This window comes from Nocardioides sp. (assembly GCF_047607185.1).
GTDB lineage: Bacteria > Actinomycetota > Actinomycetes > Propionibacteriales > Nocardioidaceae > Nocardioides.
In genome coordinates this window covers 1-18512 of record NZ_JASGDQ010000074.1, presented here as the reverse complement: position 1 = coordinate 18512, position 18512 = coordinate 1, and the positions used below count along the sequence as shown (strand labels likewise).

Sequence of the window (18512 nt, the reverse complement as noted above, 5' to 3'; positions counted from 1 at the left end):
GGTTACTCGGGCCAGGCCTCGGGAGAGCCGGCCGCGACCAGGGCATGGCGGGCGGCCCGCTCCAGCGGGAGCAGCAGGTCACGGCGGCGGTCGATCTCGTGGGCGGAGACCGCGCCGCCGTCGTCCTCCAGGGCCAGCGCCACGATCTCGGCGGCCTGGACCGCCCGGGCGGCCAGGTCGACGGCGCGCTCGGGGATGCCGTCCGGAGCCTTGGGCACGGGCCGGTGACGCAGGTTGAGCAGCCGGTCGGCCACCTCGGGGCGCCATTTGGCCACGTCGAGGTCGGCCAGGGCGTCGGCCACCTGGGGGAGGGTACGGCGCAACTCCCGGTCGGCCTCGCCGAGGTCGGTGACCTGGCGACGGTCGACGGGCAGACTGGTCCAGACCACCGCGGCGCCGGTGCGATGGGGGACCAGGCCGAGGCCGGCCCCCAGCACCACCAGCGCCTGACCCTCCTCCAGCGCGGCGCCGTTGAAGGCCGGCGGGCCGCCGAGCCCGGCCGGGTCGCCCTCGACGGGAAGCGCGACCCCGAAGGCGGTCGCGCCGGCAGCACGCAGCCGGCCCAGGCCGACCGCCAGCGGGTCGGTGTCGATCAGATGGGTCGCATCGGTGGCCACGATCGCGTCGACCACCAGATCGGTGGCCGCCAGCCCGCGTGCCCATGCCGTCAGCCACCAGGCGACGCGCAGGGCCAGCGGCAGGCCGTCCTCGCCGGTCTCGATCACGGCGAGGGAGTCTACGCAGGGCGCGCAGCGGCCCTCGATAGGGTGTGCGTCATGGCTGCCGTCCTGGAGTTCCGCGATCTCACGGTCCGCCGAGGAGAGGCCGTCCTGCTGGACCGGGTCGGCTGGGTGGTCGAGGAGGACGAGCGCTGGGTGATCCTCGGTCCGAACGGCGCCGGGAAGACCACGCTGATGCAGATCGCCTCCGCCCAGTGGCACCCCACGACCGGCACCGCCCACGTGCTGGGTGAGCAGTTGGGCAAGGTCGACGTCTTCGAGCTGCGGCCCCGCATCGGGCTGACCAGCGCGGCGCTGGCCGAGCGGATCCCGCGCGGCGAATCGGTGCACGACGTCGTCGTGAGCGCGGCGTACGGCGTGCTGGGCCGGTGGCGGGAGACCTACGACGACCTCGACCACGACCGCGCCGAGGAACTGCTGCAGGAGCTGCGCATCGGCCATCTCGCGGCCCGCACCTTCGGCACCCTCTCGGAGGGGGAGAAGAAGCGGGTCCAGATCGCTCGGGCGCTGATGGTCGACCCCGAGCTGCTGATCCTCGACGAGCCGGCCGCCGGCCTCGACCTCGGTGGCCGGGAGGACCTGGTCTCGGCGCTCTCGGCGCTCGCCCTCGACGCCGCCGCGCCGGCGATGGTGCTGGTCTCGCACCACGTGGAGGAGATCCCGCCGGGCTTCACTCACGTGCTGATGCTGCGCCAGGGCGGCGTGGTCGCGGCGGGGCTGGTCGACGACGAGCTCAACGAGGCCAACCTGTCCGCCACCTTCGGGATGCCGCTTACGCTGCGGTACGACGAGGGCCGCTGGTCGGCACGTCGCCGCACCCGGCGGGCCGAGCCGCAGCCGCCAGCACCCGCCGCCAGCACCGGCTAGGCTCACAGCCATGCACTGGCTGGGCGACAATCCGTGGGCCGTCTGGCTCGCGATCGCGGTCCTCCTCGGCATTGCCGAGATCGCGAGTCTCGACCTGGTCCTGGCGATGCTCGCGACCGGGGCGCTGGGCGGCGTGGTGACCTCGCTGGTCACCGACTCGCTGCCGGTGCAGGTGATCGTCGCGGTCGTGGTCGCGGTGGCGATGCTGGGCGTCGTACGCCCTGGCCTGGCACGGCGGCTGCACGCCGGTCCGGAGCTCGTCCTCGGGACCGACTCGCTCATCGGGGTGCGCGCCGTGGCCATCGGCCGGCTGAGCGCCGACAAGCCCGGCCAGGTTCGTCTCGAGGGCGTGCTCTGGTCGGCCCGGCCCTATGACGACACTCTGATCATCGAGGACGACACCGTCGTCGAGGTGCTGCAGGTCCGCGGTGCCACCGTCTACGTCCATCCCACACCGACATTGGAGGCTTGACATGGGAGTCCTGATCGTCCTCGCCCTCCTGGTGATCTTCGCGGTGGTGCTGCTGGCGAAGACCGTCAAGATCATCCCGCAGGCACGCACCGGCATCGTGGAGCGCTTCGGGAGGTACAAGGGCACGCTGACCCCGGGCCTCAACGTGGTGGTGCCGTTCATCGACAAGCTCCGCTACATCATCGACATGCGCGAGCAGGTGGTCACCTTCCCGCCGCAGCCGGTGATCACCGAGGACAACCTGACGGTCTCCATCGACACCGTCATCTACTTCCAGGTCAACGACCCGGTCGCCGCGACCTACGAGATCGCCAACTACATCCAGGCCGTCGAGCAGCTCACCATGACCACGCTGCGCAATATCGCCGGCGGCATGGACCTGGAGGAGACGCTGACCAGCCGCGAGGCGATCAACTCCGGGCTCTCGGCGGTGCTCGACGAGGCGACCGGTCGCTGGGGCATCAAGGTGAAGCGGGTCGAGGTCAAGAGCATCGACCCGCCGGGCTCCATCAAGGACGCCATGGAGAAGCAGATGCGCGCCGACCGCGACAAGCGGGCGATGATCCTCTCCGCCGAGGGCGAGCGACAGTCGGCCATCCTGACCGCCGAGGGCAACAAGCAGTCCGCGATCCTCAACGCCGAGGGCGAGCGGGAGTCGCGCATCCTGCGGGCCCAGGCCGACCGGGAGGCCTCGATCCTGCGGGCGCAGGGTGAGGGGCAGGCGATCCAGACCGTCTTCCAGGCGATCCACGACGGCGCGCCGGACCAGTCGCTGCTGGCCTACCAGTACCTCCAGATGCTGCCCAAGATCGCGGAGGGCGACGCCAACAAGGTGTGGATCGTGCCCAGCGAGATCGGCAAGGCGCTGGAGGGTCTCGGCTCGACGCTGTCCGACCTCAAGGGCATCCCGGCCGACGCCACCCCGACCAAGCGGGTCTCCTTCGAGTCGACGCCGCTGCCCAGCGCCGTCGACGAGTCCCGCAAGGCCGCCGACGAGGCGGTCGCCGCGGCCATCGCCGAGGCGCAGCAGACCGCACCGGTGAGCCACACCGCCGACCCGCTCACCTCGCCGGAGTCGCCGACGGACGAGCCGCCCGCCGAGGAGTAGCCGCCTACGAGGGGATCGGGACATCTTGATGCCATACCCTTCTCGCATCATGATGTAGGTATGCGCACGACTCTTTCTCTCGACGACGACGTCGCCGCACTGGTGGATCGCGCCGTCCACGACCAGCGCAGCACCATGAAGCAGGTCGTCAATGACGCCTTGCGCAAGGCGCTGTCGACGAAGGACTCCGAGCCGTTCCGGACAGTGCCGCATCACGGCGGCCCGACGCCAGGCGTCGATTCCGGCCACATCAACGGACTTGCCGACGAACTGCTCGATGAGGAGCTCGTGACGAGGCTTCGGCGCCGGTGATCGTTCCCGACGTCAACCTGCTCGTCTACTCGGTATTCGACGGGTTCGCGCAGCATGACACGGCACGAACCTGGTGGGACGGTGTCCTGACGGACGGTTCGCCCGTGGGCGTGCCGGACGTCGTCTTGTTCGGATTTGTCCGAGTGGCGACGAACCGCCGCGTCATCACCAGCCCGCTCGCCGTCGGTGAACCGGCAGCGCGCGTCGAGGCTTGGCTGGCGCGACCCGGCGTACGCGTGCTTGTCTCCGGCGTGAGGCATGTCGCGACCACGCTGGAACTGCTTGAGATGGTCGGAGCAGGGGGCAACCTCACGACCGATGCTCAGATCGCCGCCCACGCCCGATTGACTCAGGGCACGGTCTATTCCAACGACACCGACTTCGCCAGGTTCGTCGGCGTCTCGTGGCGTAACCCGTTGGCCTGATCGCTGTCAGTCGACCCAGGCATCCAGCCAGCGGCTGATCACGTCGTAGGCCCGCGCCCGGACGTCGGGCAGCGAGAGCACCACGTCGTGGCGCGCGTCCGGGATGGCGATATAGCTGACGTGCCGGCCGATGGCGATCGACCAGCGCCGGATCTGGTCGACGTCGAGCACCAGATCGGCGGTGTGGGCGTGCTGGCTCATGTGCGCGGTCCAGCGGGTCTTGTCCGAGGACATCACCAGCACCGGCACCGGCACCTCCAGGCCGGCCTGCAGCTTGGCGTGGCCCTCGCGGATGGCGCTCAGCCAGGCGGCGTACACCGGGAAGGACGAGAGCGGCTTGAGGTTGAGGTCGAAGTCCCACTCGCCGGCGTGGTCCTGGTGCAGGCTGCGGCCGTAGACCCCGCTGACGTGGCGCTTGATGTGGAACTTGGGCCGGCGTGCGCCGAGCTGCTTGACCAGCGGGGTGCCGACGAGGCGCAGCAGGGTCGAGCCCTGCATGTCGAGCCATGGCGAGTTGAGCACCATGCCGGTCAGCTCGGCGGGCCGGCGCTCGTTCACCCACAGCGGCGTGGTCAGGCCGCCGGTCGAGTGCGCGGCGATGAGCACCTTGGTGTGGCCGTCGCGGTCGGTGACCCGCGCCCAGGCGGCGTCCAGCTCCTCGAAGTAGGTGGTCAGGTCGGTGACGTAGTTGGGCGTCTGGTGAGGGAGCAGGGAGCGGCCGTACTTCCGCAGGTCGAGTGCGTAGAAGTCGTAGCCGCGCTCGTTCCACCACTCGGCGAGCTCGGTCTGGAAGAAGTAGTCGCAGAAGCCGTGCACGTAGAGCACCGCCCGGTCGACCACCGCGGCGGCCGACCGCTTGACCAGGGTGGCGACGACCCGGCCCTCCTCGTCGTCGGCCAGCGCGATCGTCTCCGCGGTGTACGGCGTGCCGAGGACGTCCTCGACCGGGCCGGTGGTCGCTTCGGTGGTCGTCATGGCCCCAGTGTGCCAGCCGCCGCCGACACCGCGGGCTCAGAACGAGTGCGCCCCGGAGAGGTGCCGCATCGCCGGGTCCTCGAAGTCCTCGCTGAGCCCGTGCGGGGTCTTCTCCCACCGGTGCGGGTCGAAGAGCAGCTGGTAGACGGCTCGCCAGGCGGCCAGGGAGTGCAGCAGCCAGTAGATCGGGTTGAAGACCGCGTAGGCGGCCACCCGCCAGTTGTAACGCCGCCAGGCGGCGATGCCGGAGGCCAGGATCATGACGCTGTTGCCGAGCAGCAGCATCAGCACGCCGCCCTGCAGGATCGCCGGCGGGAAGCCGACCGCGCCGGTCCGCACACCGACATAGGTGGCCGCGGTGAACAGCAGCGCCAGCGGGTAGGACATGAAGGCCAGCGGCGTGCCGAGCACCAGGCCGCCCATCGAGATGACCCCGCCGACGCCGTTGAGCCGGAGCCAGCGGATCGGGTGCCGGGTGTTGACCGCGGCGGTGACCATATAGCCCTTGATCCAGCGGGTGCGCTGCCGGATCCAGGCGAAGGTCTCCGAGCACGCCTCCTCCCCGGTCGCCGAGGCGATGGTGCCGACCGCGTAGCCCTGGGAGGCGATCCGCAGGCCGAGATCGGCGTCCTCGGTGACGTTGTAAGGGTCCCAGCCGCCCAGCCGGCGCAGGATGTCGGTCCGGAAGTGGTTGGAGGTGCCGCCCAGCGGCAGCGGCAGCCCGGAGTCGTCCATGCCCGGCAGCATCGCGTCGAACCAGTGGGCGTACTCGATCGAGAACATCCGGGTCAGCAGGTTGTACTCCGAGTTGAAGTACATCAGCGAGGCCTGCACGCAGGCCAGCAGCGGCGTGGTGGGGTCGAGCCGCCGGCGGATCAGCCGGTTCATCTCGAAGGCGGCCAGCGCCTCCCGCAGCTGGTCGGGCTCGGGCCGGTCCTCGGCGTCGTAGATGACGACGTACTCGCCCTTGGCGAACTCCAGACCGTAGTTGCAGGCGCGGGGCTTGGTCTGCGGCTGGCCCTCCGGCACCACCACGATCCGGACGTACTCCGGCGGCCGGGACGCCTTGGCCGCCTCGATGGTCTTGGCGTCCTTCTCCTCCAGCAGGATCATCACGTCGAGCTTCGACTTGGGATAGTCCAGCCGGTCCATATTGGCGATCACCTTCTGGACCACGGCGACCTCGTCGAAGACCGGCACCAGGATCGTGTACGTCGGCAGCAGCTGGTCGGGGACCCGGCCCGGCCACTCCTCGGGGTGCCCCCGGCGGGCCCGCTCGGCGCGGACCGCCCGCCTCCAGCGCTCCTTCTCGCCGTTGCGCAGCGGCGCGCGCAGGCCGAAGTAGACCTTGAAGACGATATTGCCCAGGAAGAGCGCATTGGCCACGCAGAACGCGGCCACCACCGTCTGGCTCGGCCAGCGCCACACCGCCGGGACCAGTGCCAGCAGCGCCAGCAGCGGCACCACCTTCTGCCAGGTCGCCATCGAGATCCGTGCCGACAGGTCGGGCCGGGTGTCGGCCATCAGCTCGGCGATGCCGTAGAGCAGCCGGGAGCGGCCCAGCTCCTGCACGGTGCGGAAGACGTCCCAGTCGGTCGTGGTGCGCACGCTGACCTCGCGCACCCCGGGCAGCGCCCGGGCGGTGGCCAGGACCCGCTCGGTGGGCGCCACCGAGGTGGCGATGGTCAGCACCCCGTCGTGGTAACGCCAGGGCAGCCAGCCCAGGTCGGCGTAGCGCCGCGGGTCGCCGATCTCCAGCAGCTCCTGGGCGGTCGGCGGCTCGGCGACGAGGTCGACCAGCGGCGCGCCCCATTGCTCGGCGAGCGCCTGGTAGAGCGCGCGCCGGTCCACGACGCCGCCCAGGATCAGGTGGCGTCCCAGCGGCCCGCCCTCGGCGGCCTGCCGGGCCAGCGCCTGGTCGAGCTGCGGTGGCGTGACCAGGCCGGCGTCGAGCAGGATCTCGCCGATCCGCCTGCCGTCACCGATCGGGGCGATCACGAGTCGCTCCTGCGGTAGATGGCGTGGCCCTCGCCCTCGTAGACGGGGGCGTAGGCGGTGAACAGCTCGGGATGTTCCAGCATCTGGGCGTAGACCTGGTCGGCGGTGTCGAGGCTGAGACCGCCGCGATCGGTGGCGACCAGGATCCACCGGGCGTACTTGGCGGGCTGCTCCAGGGCGGCGGTGTAATAGTCGCCGGAGGCGCGGAGGTACCACTCCTTCACCGGCACCCGGACCAGCGGGATGATGCCATTGCTGGCGACCGACTCGTCCATCAGGATGCCGCCGCCGTCGTAGTGGTCGCGCAGGTAGGCCGCCGCCTGGTTGGGGCGGCCGGCGTCGAGCGAGCGGCCCTCGACGAGCATCGGGGAGCGCTCCGTCGGATCGGCCAGCACCCACAGCGGCCTGGCGAGAAGGAGCACCGGCACCAGCGCGGCCACCGTCAACGGGCCCCGGCGCACCTGCCGGAGGGTCTCGAAGACGACGGCGGTGCCGAGCGCGAAGAACGGGAAGGCGGCCAGCCCGTAGCGGACGTTGAACAGCCCCGGCGGCAGCGAGTGCGGCGTGAGCATGATGGTCTGGCCGAGGTAGAGGCTGGCGATCTCGAAGCAGTAGGTGCCGAAGAGCAGCCCCAGGGTGAGGGTGATCAGGCCGAGGCCGTGGCGGGCGATGCAGACGAGCAGGCCGAGCACCCCGCCGAGCGTCACCACCGGTCCGAGCAGGTCCCAGACCGCCCGGTTGTAGACGTAGAGGCTCAGCCCGAAGTGGTCGGCCGTGGTCAGCGTGCCCTGCTCGACGGCGACCTGCTGCTGGGCGTAGGCGGAATAGGGGCCGAACATGAAATCCAGCGGGTCGCCGAACATGTTGTAGTTGTAGGCCAGCCACCAGCTGCCCGCGGCGATCGGCGCGGCGAGCGCCGGCAGCACCCGGCGCAGTACGACGAACCGCCACAGCCGGGTCACTCGGCCGCGGCTGCGACGCGATTCCACGACGGTCACGAAGATCACCATGCCGATCGTCAGCACCCAGCCCTCGTAGCGGGTCAGGATCCCGGCGGCCGCCGGGATGCCGGCGAAGACCGCTAGCTCGCCACCGCTGAGCGGCCGCGCCGCCGTCGCCCAGTGGACCAGGCCGGCCACGGTGCCCAGGATCGAGACGAACAACACCGGTTCGGTCAGGGCGGTGGTGTGCAGGTAGACGAAGTCGGGGCAGCAGGCCAGCACCAGCAGCGCCGTCAGCCGGCCACCCCGGGAGAGGCCGAGCCGGGCGCAGATCCGGTAGAGCGCGGCGCAGGACCCGCCGAAGCAGAGGATGCCGAGGATCGCGCCGGCCCAGCCGGTCGACCAGAGCCACATGGTCTGCACGAACGGCATCAGCAGCAGGTGCGGGACCGGCAGCCAGACCGTGCCGAGCTGCTGGAAGCCCGGCAGCATGGAGTCGGCGAGCCGGCGAGCCACCGTCAGGTGGGAGAGCGCGTCGGCGTACCACAGGTTCGCCCCCGTCGGTACGACGACCAGGCAGACGACGGTCATGAACGCCATCGCCGCCAGGGCGACCGGGACGGTGCCGGGCACCCGGCGCCCCAGCGGCGGTGATCCGAGCGCGTGCCACAGCCCGGTCGGCGTCCGGGCCGCGCCGACCGGGACGGTGCCGTGGTAGGTCGTCGACATGCGGGTCAGTCCCGGAGGTCCTCCTGCTCCTGGGCGTCGACCAGTCTCGCGGCCCGCCGGTGCAGCCGCCGGCGCGAGTAGAGCTGACCCAGGAACAGCAGCACGCAGAGCACCAGGAAGCCGAGGACCCACCAGCCGTAGCTGGAGAAGCCCTTCAGCCGCTCCTCCTGCGGCACGATGGCGTTGGTGGAGAACAGCACGGGCTCCTTGGTCAGCGACTGCTGGACGAACAGGTCGCCGACCAGGTCGTACCAGCCGTTCTCCTGGGTGGCCAGCGCGTCGCTCAGGCGGTCCTGCAGCTGGTTGCCGACCTCGGCGGAGCCCCACGAGGACAGCAGCAGCACGTCGCGGCCGTCCTGGGAGAAGGCCTGCAGGGCGGCGTACGGGTCGGTGACGCCGGCGCCGAAGTCGGCGTCCTCGCTGTCGATGGCGCGGATCTCGCCCATCCGCAGTGGCGCGTCCAGGGCGTCGACCTGCTCGGCGGAGGCGCCGACGACCAGGCCGGAGCGGGAGGAGTCGACGAACTCGTCGGCGGTGACCACGTGGACGGTCAGCGGCGCCGCGTTGAGCAGCTGCAGCGAGCGGATCACCGTGGCGGCGTTGGTGACCGCCTGGTCGGCCTCGGCGTCGTCGCCGAAGGCGACGCTGACGACATTGCCCAGCACCTGCGGGAAGCGGGCGAAGCCGGGGTCGAGCGCGTCGCCCGGAGTGGCGGTGAGGGTCGAGGCCGCGCCGTCGAAGGTCACCTCGATCGGCAGCAGCGCGAGCGGCCCGCCGCAGTCGATGCCTTGCCGGGAGCCGGAGCCGACCGGCACCGCGTCCAGCCGGAGCCGCAGCGCGTTGGCCGCCCGCAGCAGGGTGTGGGGGATCTCGATGGTCCGGTCGATGTGGGTGTCACCGGACTCCTCGCCGGAGCCGAGCACCTGGGAGTCGACCAGGTTGTCGTTCCAGTAGTAGGACACCACCGCGGTGAGCTGGTCCGGCAGCGCGGCGTAGTCGCCGACGAGGTGGACCTTCAGGCTGCTGGCCGACATCCCGAAGTCGGACTGCGTGACGTTGACGACCAGCTCGGACTGACCGATGCCCTTCAGGGTGGGGGTCTGCTGGCCTAGGTCGGCCAGGCTCAGCTCGGGGGTCGCGGCACTAGTGCCGGTGGCGCTCAGCGAGGTGGTCGAGGTGCTGTCGGCGACGCCGAGCAGGTCCGACCCGAGCGCGGCGGTCGCCTCGGTGAGCCGGTCCGGGTCGCCGGTGATGGTCAGGACGTGGACGCCGTCGCGGTCGCCGATCTCGGTGCGCGGCGCACCCTCGCCGGGCACCAGCTCGACCAGCCGGCCGGCGGCGCCGGTGACGTCGGCGGCGCGGTCGGCGCCGCTCGGGGTGGTGACGGTGACGGCGGTGTCGGCGTCGTAGCGGTGGGTCAGCGCCGCCTCGGCGGTCAGCGCGGCCTCCTGGACGCCGGCCGCGGCGTCGGCCGGGACGACGATGGAGATGGCGCGCACACCGGGGCCGAAGAAGTCGGCGAGCGTCGTTGGCGGGGTCTCCTCGCCGCTGACCACGACCTGGACGTCGCGCAGCTGGACGGTGCCGTCGTCACTGACCACGCAGACCAGCGCCGGGTCGGTGACGTCGTCGGTGAGGAAGCGCCAGGAGAAGACCAGGTAGCCGTCGTCGAGATCGGCCGCGGTGACCGGGAACTCGACCGGCAGCGTCGCCTCGTCGGCGGCCCGGGTCACCGTAGCGGCGACCCCGGCCGCGGTCAGCACCTCCACCCGGCCGCTGACCTCGGCGTCGAAGAGCAGGTCGCCGGAGACCTTGGTCGGGGTCATCCCGCTCGGGATCGGCACCTGCAGCTGCTGGGCCGCCGAGTTCGCGGCGGTGGTGTACGTCGTCTGGAGATCGAGGCGCTGCTCGCCGTCGGCCTCGGCGGCCCCGGCCGGCTGGCCGAGCGAGGCCAGCAGACCGGCCAGCACGAAGACGACGAGCAGCAACCGCGCAGGCGGCATAGATGACATGTTGGATTTCCCCCGACCGAGACATTGGCGCGTGACAAGGGTAGCGGCGGGAGCACCGTCCCGCGGCCAGTCGGCCGAACTCGCGTCGTACTCTCAGCTCGCGGCCCGGGGCAGGTCGACCCCGTGCGCGGAGACCATGGCGAGCATCTGCTCGGCCAGCACCGGCCGGCAGAAGAAGAAGCCCTGCACCAGCGAGATGCCGAACCGCTGCGCCAGCCGCGCCTGTGCGGCGGTCTCGATGCCTTCCAGCACGGTGGTGAGGCCGAGGCCGTGCAGCATCTGGACGGTGTGGTGCAGCATCACCTCGCCGCGCTCGCCCAACAGCAGGAACTCCCGGTCGAGCTTGACCGCCTCCCAATGGCGGCGGGCCAGCAGCGAGGTGCGGTAGTTGCCCGAGCCCAGGTCGTCGAGCACCAGCCCGATGCCGGCGCTCTCCAGCTTCGCCGCGGCCAGATCGTGGGCCGCCGTCCACCGGTCGCTGTCGGTATTCTCGGTGACCTCCAGCAGCAGGTGCACCGGCTCGGTGCGGGCCTGCTCGACGAGCCAGTCGACGAGCTCGCCGTCGTGCACCTGGTCGAGTTCGACGTTGACGCTGACGGTCATCCGGCTGCCGAGCCGGCGGGAGGCCTCCGCGACGGTGGCGATGGCCTGGTCGGCGACCCGGTGGGTCACCACGTCGAGGGCCCCGGTGCGGGTGGCGGAGTCGATGACGACGCCGGGGTTCAGCGCGCCGATCTCGGGCAGGCTGCCACGCACCAGCGCCTCCCAGCCGAGGACCTGCCAGGTGTGGGCGTCGATGAGCGGCTGGTAGGCGACGTCGAGCCCCTCCCGGAGCAGGCCCTGGACCAGTTCCTCGGTGCTGATCGCCTGCCGGATGTCGCGAGAGCGCTTGCGCTCCCGCAGGTCCTGTTCGGCGTGGGCGAGGACCAGCTCGGGGTTGTCGGTGACGCTCTCGGAGAGGGCGCGACCTACGGAGGTCTCCACGGAGATGGTCTGCCCGTCGGTCTGGATCGGCTCGGCGATGGCGGCCGCCAGCGCCCGGCAGAGCGTGTCCAGGTGCTCGCGGTTGTGGACATGGCGCACGATCCCGACGAACTCGTCGCCGCCGAACCGGCCGAACTGCCAGGTGGGCGCCTGGCCGAGCAGTCGCAGCCCGACCGTGGCGAGCACGTTGTCGGCCTGCAGGTGGCCGTAGTCGCTGTTGACCTGCTTGAACCGGTCGAGGTCGAGGAAGACCACGCCGATGCGCTCGCCGCCCTGACGCCCCAGGCACTGGTCGCGCAGTTCGGCGCGCCAGTGGTTGTAGGACCAGAGCCCGGTGAGCTGGTCGGTGACGGTCTCGGTCCACAGTGCGTGCTCCCGCGCCTGCTGGATGTGCGAGGCGCGGGCCATCGCGGCCAGGCCCGCGACCAGCCGGGCGTCATGATGACTGAAGCCGAAGTCGCCCGGCTCCCGCCGGGCCACCAGATAGCTGCCCGGCGTGATCTGCTCGGAGATGGTGCCGGCCGGGCCAGGCCCCTGCTCGATCGTCAGGCTGTCGGCACGGACGTTGCCGCTGACCAGGCGCTGCAGCACCTCGTCGATCTGCTGCCTCGGCCACGGGGTCGTCGCGGCAGCCTCGGTGAGGGCGTTGGCCACCCGCCGCAGTGTCCGGATCCGGGCTGCGAGCACCACCGCGAGCCCGCCCAGCACGACCCCGGTGCTGATGGTCGCGGCCCGCCAGGGCCGGGTGCTGGCCTCGTCGAGCGAGACCACCATGGCGTCCAAGCCGGCGGTGTAGAGCTGGCCGAGGACCATCAGCAGGGCCACCCGGCGGGTCAGCGCGGCACTGGTGCCGCCCAGCAGGAAGCGCAGCCGCTCGAGCAGCCGGAACGCCACGAAGTAGGCGGCCAAACCGCCCATCAGCCGGTCGTAGGGCGGCAGGCCCAGGTCCAGCAGCGGCGCGACCAGCATCATCACCTGGCCGGCCACGACCACGACCGCGCCACGCGGCACACCGGCGCCGGGGCTGCGCAGCAGCGCTGTGTAGGCGGCCAGCACGCCCAGCGCCCAGAGCGGGAAGACGCCGACCTTCTCCTCGACGTGCCCGGTGGAGAGCACCGCCAGGGCCACCCCGGCGATGACCGGCGCCGCCCCGCGCACCGACGTGGCCTGCAGGAAGATGCCGGCCATCAGGGCGACCGCCGCCACCAGGCACAGCGTCATCACCGCGTACCCCTCGACCTCGGGGCCACCGTGGCGCCAGCCGAGGAGGCCGAGGGCCACCATGACCAGCGCAGCGACAGTCATGGCGGCGTCGAACAGACGCCTCCGGGCGGCTTGAGGCATGGTCAGGAGCCTATCCGCCGCGGCCGCGGCTCATGCCCGGAATCGCCTCAGTGCTGGTAGGTGCCCACCAGGATGCCGCGGGCCGCCGTCTTGAAGGCCAGGTTGAAGCCGACCACCGCCGGGGTGGCGTCGGCCTCGACACCGAGCTGATCCTCGGTGACCGCGTGGACGACGAAGTAGTAGCGGTGCACCTGATCGCCCTCCGGCGGGGCCGCGCCAGCGAAGTCGCGGGTGCCGAGATCGTTGCGGACATGGAACGCGCCCTCGGGAAGGGCGTCGTCGCTCGCACCGGCGCCGGTCGGCAGCGAGGTGACGTCGGCGGGGATGTCCACGGCCACCCAGTGCCAGAAGCCGCTCACGATCGGGGCATCGGGGTCGAAGCAGGTGACCACATAGGACCTGGTGCCCTCCGGGCCGGGCTCCCAGGAGAGCTGGGGGGAGGTGTTGCCGCCGGAGAGCACCTGAGCCTCGGACAGCGGCTGGCCGTCGCTGACGTCGGTGCTGGTCACCGCGAACGACGGCACGGCCGGCAACAGCTCGTAGGGATCGGGGGCGACGGGGCGGTCGAGCGACATGCGGTCTCCTGGGGGTCGTGGTCGTGGGCTGTCGAGGCCAACCTAGTGGCTCGTCCTCGCTGCCACCCCGGGAGGCCGTCGCCCGGCTGCCCCCCATTCCGCCGAGAGGTCCCTGATGGCCCCTCGAGAGGTCTCCAATCGCCCCGCGAAGGGTCCCTGATGGCCCCTCGAGAGGTCTCCAATCGTCCGGGTGCTGGGCGTCGTACCCGGCCCGAGGACGTCGCGGGAGAATGTCCCGGTGACTCCCTATCCCTCGGGCCTGATCCTCACCGGCCGCCGGGTGGTGGTCGTCGGTGGCGGCCAGGTGGCGCAGCGCCGCGTCCCGGCGCTGCTCGCGGCCGGTGCCGACGTGACCGTGGTCTCGCCGCATCTCACCCCGGCCCTCGAGGGACTCCTCGGTGCCGGCGAGATCGCCTGGGAGGCCCGCGGCTTCCAGGAGAGCGACCTCGACCAGGCGTGGTACGTCGTGGCGGCGACCCGTGACCGGGCGGTCAACGAGGCGGTATCGGCAGCGGCGGAGCAGCGGCGGATCTTCTGCGTGCGCTCCGACGACGCGCTCGCCGCCACCGCATGGACGCCGGCGGTCGGCCGGGAGGCCGGCGTGACCGTCGCAGTGCTCGGCAACCGCGACCCGCGCCGCTCCGCCGCCGTGCGCGATGCGATCCTCGCCGAGCTGCGCGACGGGTCGCTGGTCGCCCGCCACCATCGCGACCGGGTGGCCGGCGTGACCCTGGTCGGCGGCGGCCCGGGCGACCCCTCGCTGGTGACGGTCGCCGGCCGCCGAGCACTGATGGAGGCCGACGTCGTCGTCGCCGACCGGCTGGCGCCGCGTGAGCTGCTCTCGGAGCTGTCGGCGGACGTGGAGCTCATCGACGTGGCGAAGCTGCCGCGTGGCTCGGCGGCCTCCCAGGAGGCGATCAACTCGCTGATCGTCGCCCGAGCGCTCGAGGGCAAGTCGGTGGTCCGCTTCAAGGGCGGCGACTCGTTCGTCTTCGGCCGCGGCTACGAGGAGGTGCTCGCCTGCCGGGCGGCGGGCGTTCCGGTGACGGTGGTCCCCGGGCTCACCTCGCCGGTCAGCGTCCCCGGGCTGGCGGGGATCCCGGTCACCCACCGCGGCATCGCCCACGAGTTCACCGTCATCTCCGGCCACCTGCCGCCGGGCCACCCCGACTCGCTCACCAGCTGGCCGGCCGTCGCCGGGCTGGCCGGCACGCTGGTGCTGCTGATGGCCGTCGAGAACGCCCCGGCGATCGCCGCAGCGCTGCTGACCGGCGGCCGTCCGCCCGCCACTCCGGTCGCCGTGGTCCGCGACGGCTCGATGCCCACGCAGCAGACCGTGCTCGCCACCCTCGGCACGCTCGCCGACCGGCTGGCCGAGGAGGCGGTGCGTCCGCCGGCGATCATCGTCGTCGGCGAGGTGGTCCGGATCGCCTTCCCCGAGGCGTTCTGATGGCGCGGATCGTCCCGGTCGATGATGCCGCGGACCCGCGGCTGGCCGACTACCGCGACCTGCGCGATGTGCAGCTGCGTAGCCACCTGGAGGTCGAACACGGGCTCTTCCTGGCCGAGGGCGAGAAGGTGGTACGACGTGCGGCCGAGGCCGGCTTCGCGGCCAGGTCGTTCCTGATGGCGCCGAGGTGGCTCGACGGTCTGACCGACGTGCTCGCCGACTCCGACGCGCCCTGCTACATCCTGGCCGAGCCGTTGCTCGAGAGCGTCACCGGCTTCCACCTGCACCGCGGCGCGCTCGCCTCGATGCAGCGCCGGCCGCTGCCCTCGCTGGCCGCGGTGCTGGACGCGGTGACCACCGGCCGGGTCGTCGTACTGGAGGACCTGGTCGACCACGGCAATGTGGGCAGCGTCTTCCGCAACGCCGCCGCGCTCGGCGTCGACGCCGTGCTGGTGACCCCGCGCTGCGCCGACCCGCTGTACCGCCGGGCGATCAAGACCAGCATGGGCAATGTCTTCTCGGTGCCCTGGACCCGTACTCCCCGGATACCGGACACGCTGGCGGTGCTGCGCGAGCGCGGGTTCACGACCGTGGCACTGACCCTCTCGGCGGACTCCGTCAGCCTCGAGGAGCTGGTGGCGCACGACCTGCCCAGGATGGCGCTGGTCTTCGGGACGGAGGGCGCCGGCGTCGACCCCAGGACCGCCGCCGCGGCTGACCTGCGGGTCAAGATCCCGATGTCGCCCGGGGTGGACTCCCTCAACGTCGCCGCCGCGACCGCCGTCGCCTTCTATGCCACCCGCCGCCCGCCGAGAGGTCCCTGATGGCCCACCGAGAGGTCTCTGATGGCCCACCGAGGCGTCTCGAATTCACCACCGCCGCGTCGAGTACGGCGCCACGAGGGCCAAGCGAAGCTCGCGCAGCCAGGCATCGAGGCGGTCGCCGGTGAAGTCACCGCGCCTGACGACGATCACCGTCCAGCCGAGGTCACGCAGCCGGTGTCGACGTCGCCGATCCCGTGCCTTCTGGGCCGACGTCTTCTCGTGCGCCTCGATGCCGTCGTACTCCACGCAGACTCGACGCTGGGGATAGGCGAAGTCCAGCCGGTACGTCGCCACGCCGCCGAGGACGATCCAGAACTGTGGCTCCGGCACCGGCAGCCCGGCCTCGACGATGGCCAGCAGCGTCCACGCCTCCCGCGCAGACTCGACCCGCGGCTCGACGAGAGGAGCCAGCTCCCTGAGCTGAACGACGCCGCGGCGTCCCTTGAACCGGGGCAGCTGCCGAGTCAACAGGTCAGCGGTGACGTGGTGGTCCCGCGCGAACTGGCACATCGCGGCGAACGCCTCGCGCCGCCGGAGCTGGCAGCCGAGGTCGAGCGAGGTCCGCAGCGGCGTGGTCACCCGGACCCGGTCGATCCGCATGACGTCGGTCGGCCGCAGATCTCGGGTGTGTCCGTCGACGGCTTCGGCACGTGGCCTGGCGTTGCCGCGTAGCGCGCAGCTCTCGACGGCCGGCGTGCCGACCTGTTCGCCGATGGCATAGGTGTCGATGCCGTGGAGCATGGCGGCGGTGCGGTCGATGACGACGTGGTGTCGTGGCACCACCAGGCCGAGCGCGGCGGCTCTGGTCGCGGTCGTGTCGGGCAGTGAGGCGGGCACGAAGGCACCGGCTGCCACGCGGCGGACGGCGCCCTCGGCGACGAGCAGCCGCAGCCTCTTCCGGGTGAGTCCAAGTGTCGCGAGCTCGGCCAGGCAGAAGGGCCGGGTGGGGAGGTCTGTCACGGTCATGCCCACAGGCTGGACGCAATCGACCCCTGGCCGCTCCTATCGCCCGGTCGGCTGTGGAAAACACGCGTCTCAGAGCCGCCTGTGGATGGAAATTGGCACATTTCGGGAGGACCGAGACGTCTCGGCGGGCCATCAGAGACCCTTCGAGGGGCAGATAGGGACCTCTCGGCGGGCTAGGCGGGCCAGTCGGGCGGATAGCCCGGGGCCAGCTTGTCGTGCTGCTTCTGGAGCCTCTTGTAGGCGCGGGCGGAGATGCGGTCGCCGAAGACGGTGCCATAGGTGTGGTCGGTCTCGTGCTGCAAGCAGCGGGCGAGCAGGCCACCGCCCTCGAAGGTGACCGGCTCGCCGGACAGGCCGACGCCGTCGACGCGAGCCCAGTCGGGCCGGGCGCACTCCACGAACGCGCCGGGGAAGGACAGGCAGCCCTCGTCGTCGTCATCGAGATGGCGGTCGCGGCCCTCCGGCAGGGTCACCACCGGGTTGCAGACCACCCCGACCCAGCGCTCGCCGGACTCGTCGGGGCAGTCGAAGACGAATATCGCCAGATCCTCGCCGATCTGGCAGGCGGCCAGGCCGACGCCCTCGGCGGCGTACATGGTGGCGGTCATGTCCGCCGCGAGCGACCGCAGCGCCTCGTCGAAGACCGTCACCTGCTGCTGCGCATGATGCATCACCGGCGTGCCCCAACGGGTGATCGGGCGGACCGTGCCGCCCTCCGGGAGGGGGCCGTACGGCGCGTGCTCGGGTGCCTTCGTGGGTGCTGCCATGGCCGGAGCCTACCGGCCCGGCAGGCTGTGACCCGCCACACCGGGAGCCCTGTAGCGCGGTGTGTAACTCAGAGTTACAGTTGCCTCATGTCCCTCCTGAACAGCCTCAAGGGCGGCGGCCGGTTCGGCGTGGCCTCGACCGAGTCGCGCGACCCGCTCGGCGTGCTGGTCGCCGGGCTCAGCCAGCTCGCGCAGAGTCCGCTGCTCGACCGGCTCGGCGTGCGCCGGCAGACCGAGCAGACCGTCTTCACCGTGACCCGCGGCGGCTTCAAGGTCGCCACCCGGGCGGGCCGCACCTTCGCCCGGGCGGGCAACCGCGGCAAGGCCGGCACCCGGCCACCGGCGGCCAGCCGGAGCGGGGTCTTCGACCTGACCCCGACCGAGGACGAGCAGATGCTCGTCGACGTCGTCGGCGAGTTCGCCGAGGAGATCGTCCGCCCGGCCGCCGCCGAGGCCAACGAGAGCTGTCTCGCCCCCGAGAGCGTGCTGAAGGCGTCACTGGAGATCGGCCTGCCCATCCTCGGCGTGCCGGAGTCGCTCGGCGGGGTCTACGAGGAGCGCTCCGCGATGGCCGGCACCCTCGTCGCCGAGGCGCTCGCGAAGGGCGACCTGGGCCTGGCCGTCGCCACCCTGGCGCCCGGCGCGGTCGCGACCGCGCTCGGGCTGTGGGGCACCGACGAGCAGCAGCAGACCTACCTGCCGGCCCTCGCCGAGGGCGTCGCCGCGGCGCTGGCGCTCAACGAGCCGACGGTCCTCTTCGACGTGCTGAGCCCGGCCACCACCGCAACCCGGAAGGGGAGTGGCTACGTCCTGTCCGGCACCAAGTCGCTGGTCGCCCGCGGCGCCGACGCCGAGCTGTTCGTCGTCGGCGCCAGCCTCGACGGCCGACCGGCGCTCTTCCTCGTGGAGTCGGCCACGCCAGGGCTGAGCATCGAGGGCGACCCCGCCATGGGGGTGCGGGCGGCCGGCCTCACGACGCTGACCCTGACCGACGTCGAGGTCGCCGAGGACGCCGTCCTCGGC

17 protein-coding genes are annotated in these 18512 nt (G+C 71.8%); 8 read left to right on the top strand and 9 right to left on the bottom strand.

Annotated elements, in window-relative coordinates:
• Window positions 1-2: 2 nt before the first annotated feature.
• Complete coding sequence (locus QM595_RS08455; protein WP_415171106.1) at window positions 3-725, bottom strand: hypothetical protein; 723 nt, start codon at window positions 723-725, stop codon at window positions 3-5.
• Between the two features lie 51 nt (window positions 726-776).
• Here QM595_RS08455 and QM595_RS08450 point away from each other — a divergent pair, with 51 nt between their 5' ends.
• The 5 genes from QM595_RS08450 to QM595_RS08430 are packed head-to-tail and all read left to right on the top strand — an operon-like array spanning window position 777 to window position 3924.
• A complete protein-coding gene (locus QM595_RS08450; RefSeq protein ID WP_415171105.1) occupies window positions 777-1607 on the top strand; it encodes an ABC transporter ATP-binding protein in 831 nt (276 codons plus the stop codon).
• A gap of 10 nt (window positions 1608-1617) precedes the next feature.
• Entirely contained in the window at window positions 1618-2079 is a 462-nt protein-coding gene (locus QM595_RS08445; protein WP_415171104.1) for an NfeD family protein, read from the top strand.
• 1 nt (window position 2080) lies between these two features.
• On the top strand, window positions 2081-3187 hold the full coding sequence (locus QM595_RS08440) for an SPFH domain-containing protein (protein WP_415171103.1): 1107 nt from the start codon (window positions 2081-2083) through the stop codon (window positions 3185-3187).
• Between the two features lie 60 nt (window positions 3188-3247).
• Window positions 3248-3499 (top strand): CopG family transcriptional regulator, encoded by a 252-nt coding sequence (locus QM595_RS08435; protein WP_415171102.1) that lies wholly within the window; start codon window positions 3248-3250, stop codon window positions 3497-3499.
• The gene (locus QM595_RS08430; RefSeq protein ID WP_415171101.1) at window positions 3496-3924 is read left to right on the top strand and encodes a TA system VapC family ribonuclease toxin; all 429 of its coding nucleotides are present in this window, start codon (window positions 3496-3498) and stop codon (window positions 3922-3924) included. The genes QM595_RS08435 and QM595_RS08430 overlap by 4 nt, the downstream gene beginning before the upstream one ends.
• Before the next feature lie 6 nt (window positions 3925-3930).
• On the opposite strand, the gene QM595_RS08425 is transcribed toward QM595_RS08430, so the two are convergent.
• From QM595_RS08425 to QM595_RS08400, 6 genes are all read right to left on the bottom strand, one after another.
• Window positions 3931-4899: an alpha/beta hydrolase gene (locus QM595_RS08425; RefSeq protein WP_415171100.1), complete on the bottom strand. Its 969-nt coding sequence runs from the start codon at window positions 4897-4899 to the stop codon at window positions 3931-3933.
• Window positions 4900-4935: 36 nt separating this feature from the next.
• Window positions 4936-6897, bottom strand: a complete 1962-nt coding sequence (locus QM595_RS08420) for a glycosyltransferase (protein WP_415171099.1) — start codon at window positions 6895-6897, stop codon at window positions 4936-4938.
• Window positions 6894-8567, bottom strand: a complete 1674-nt coding sequence (locus tag QM595_RS08415) for an ArnT family glycosyltransferase (protein ID WP_415171098.1) — start codon at window positions 8565-8567, stop codon at window positions 6894-6896. The genes QM595_RS08420 and QM595_RS08415 overlap by 4 nt, the downstream gene beginning before the upstream one ends.
• A gap of 5 nt (window positions 8568-8572) precedes the next feature.
• The gene (locus QM595_RS08410) at window positions 8573-10570 is read right to left on the bottom strand and encodes a hypothetical protein (protein WP_415171097.1); all 1998 of its coding nucleotides are present in this window, start codon (window positions 10568-10570) and stop codon (window positions 8573-8575) included.
• Window positions 10571-10672: 102 nt separating this feature from the next.
• On the bottom strand, window positions 10673-12907 hold the full coding sequence (locus tag QM595_RS08405) for an EAL domain-containing protein (protein WP_415171096.1): 2235 nt from the start codon (window positions 12905-12907) through the stop codon (window positions 10673-10675).
• Window positions 12908-12954: 47 nt separating this feature from the next.
• Window positions 12955-13482 (bottom strand): YbhB/YbcL family Raf kinase inhibitor-like protein, encoded by a 528-nt coding sequence (locus QM595_RS08400; RefSeq protein WP_415171095.1) that lies wholly within the window; start codon window positions 13480-13482, stop codon window positions 12955-12957.
• Between the two features lie 238 nt (window positions 13483-13720).
• Between QM595_RS08400 and cobA the strand changes: the two genes are divergently transcribed.
• Window positions 13721-14932, top strand: coding sequence for a uroporphyrinogen-III C-methyltransferase (gene cobA / locus QM595_RS08395; RefSeq protein WP_415171094.1), 1212 nt, complete (start codon window positions 13721-13723; stop codon window positions 14930-14932).
• The gene (locus QM595_RS08390) at window positions 14932-15756 is read left to right on the top strand and encodes a TrmH family RNA methyltransferase (protein WP_415171093.1); all 825 of its coding nucleotides are present in this window, start codon (window positions 14932-14934) and stop codon (window positions 15754-15756) included. Before cobA ends, QM595_RS08390 begins: the two co-directional genes overlap by 1 nt.
• A gap of 45 nt (window positions 15757-15801) precedes the next feature.
• Here QM595_RS08390 and QM595_RS08385 read toward each other — a convergent pair whose 3' ends face one another.
• Window positions 15802-16722, bottom strand: coding sequence for a DUF559 domain-containing protein (locus QM595_RS08385; RefSeq protein ID WP_415171092.1), 921 nt, complete (start codon window positions 16720-16722; stop codon window positions 15802-15804).
• 173 nt (window positions 16723-16895) lie between these two features.
• Window positions 16896-17489: a peptide deformylase gene (gene def / locus QM595_RS08380; RefSeq protein ID WP_415171091.1), complete on the bottom strand. Its 594-nt coding sequence runs from the start codon at window positions 17487-17489 to the stop codon at window positions 16896-16898.
• Between the two features lie 87 nt (window positions 17490-17576).
• Here def and QM595_RS08375 point away from each other — a divergent pair.
• Window positions 17577-18512: acyl-CoA dehydrogenase family protein (locus QM595_RS08375; protein WP_415171090.1), on the top strand; the 936-nt coding region annotated here is incomplete at its 3' end.

What these genes read in the sequence shown, in the direction of transcription:
- QM595_RS08390 (WP_415171093.1), top strand. Translation starts at nt 14,932, where the DNA reads ATGGCGCGGATCGTCCCGGTCGATGATGCCGCGGACCCGCGGCTGGCC.
- QM595_RS08445 (WP_415171104.1), top strand. Translation starts at nt 1,618, where the DNA reads ATGCACTGGCTGGGCGACAATCCGTGGGCCGTCTGGCTCGCGATCGCG.
- QM595_RS08425 (WP_415171100.1), bottom strand. Translation starts at nt 4,899, where the DNA reads ATGACGACCACCGAAGCGACCACCGGCCCGGTCGAGGACGTCCTCGGC.
- QM595_RS08400 (WP_415171095.1), bottom strand. Translation starts at nt 13,482, where the DNA reads ATGTCGCTCGACCGCCCCGTCGCCCCCGATCCCTACGAGCTGTTGCCG.
- QM595_RS08405 (WP_415171096.1), bottom strand. Translation starts at nt 12,907, where the DNA reads ATGCCTCAAGCCGCCCGGAGGCGTCTGTTCGACGCCGCCATGACTGTC.
- QM595_RS08385 (WP_415171092.1), bottom strand. Translation starts at nt 16,722, where the DNA reads ATGACCGTGACAGACCTCCCCACCCGGCCCTTCTGCCTGGCCGAGCTC.
- QM595_RS08440 (WP_415171103.1), top strand. Translation starts at nt 2,081, where the DNA reads ATGGGAGTCCTGATCGTCCTCGCCCTCCTGGTGATCTTCGCGGTGGTG.
- def (WP_415171091.1), bottom strand. Translation starts at nt 17,489, where the DNA reads ATGGCAGCACCCACGAAGGCACCCGAGCACGCGCCGTACGGCCCCCTC.
- QM595_RS08410 (WP_415171097.1), bottom strand. Translation starts at nt 10,570, where the DNA reads ATGCCGCCTGCGCGGTTGCTGCTCGTCGTCTTCGTGCTGGCCGGTCTG.
- QM595_RS08450 (WP_415171105.1), top strand. Translation starts at nt 777, where the DNA reads ATGGCTGCCGTCCTGGAGTTCCGCGATCTCACGGTCCGCCGAGGAGAG.
- QM595_RS08435 (WP_415171102.1), top strand. Translation starts at nt 3,248, where the DNA reads ATGCGCACGACTCTTTCTCTCGACGACGACGTCGCCGCACTGGTGGAT.
- QM595_RS08415 (WP_415171098.1), bottom strand. Translation starts at nt 8,567, where the DNA reads ATGTCGACGACCTACCACGGCACCGTCCCGGTCGGCGCGGCCCGGACG.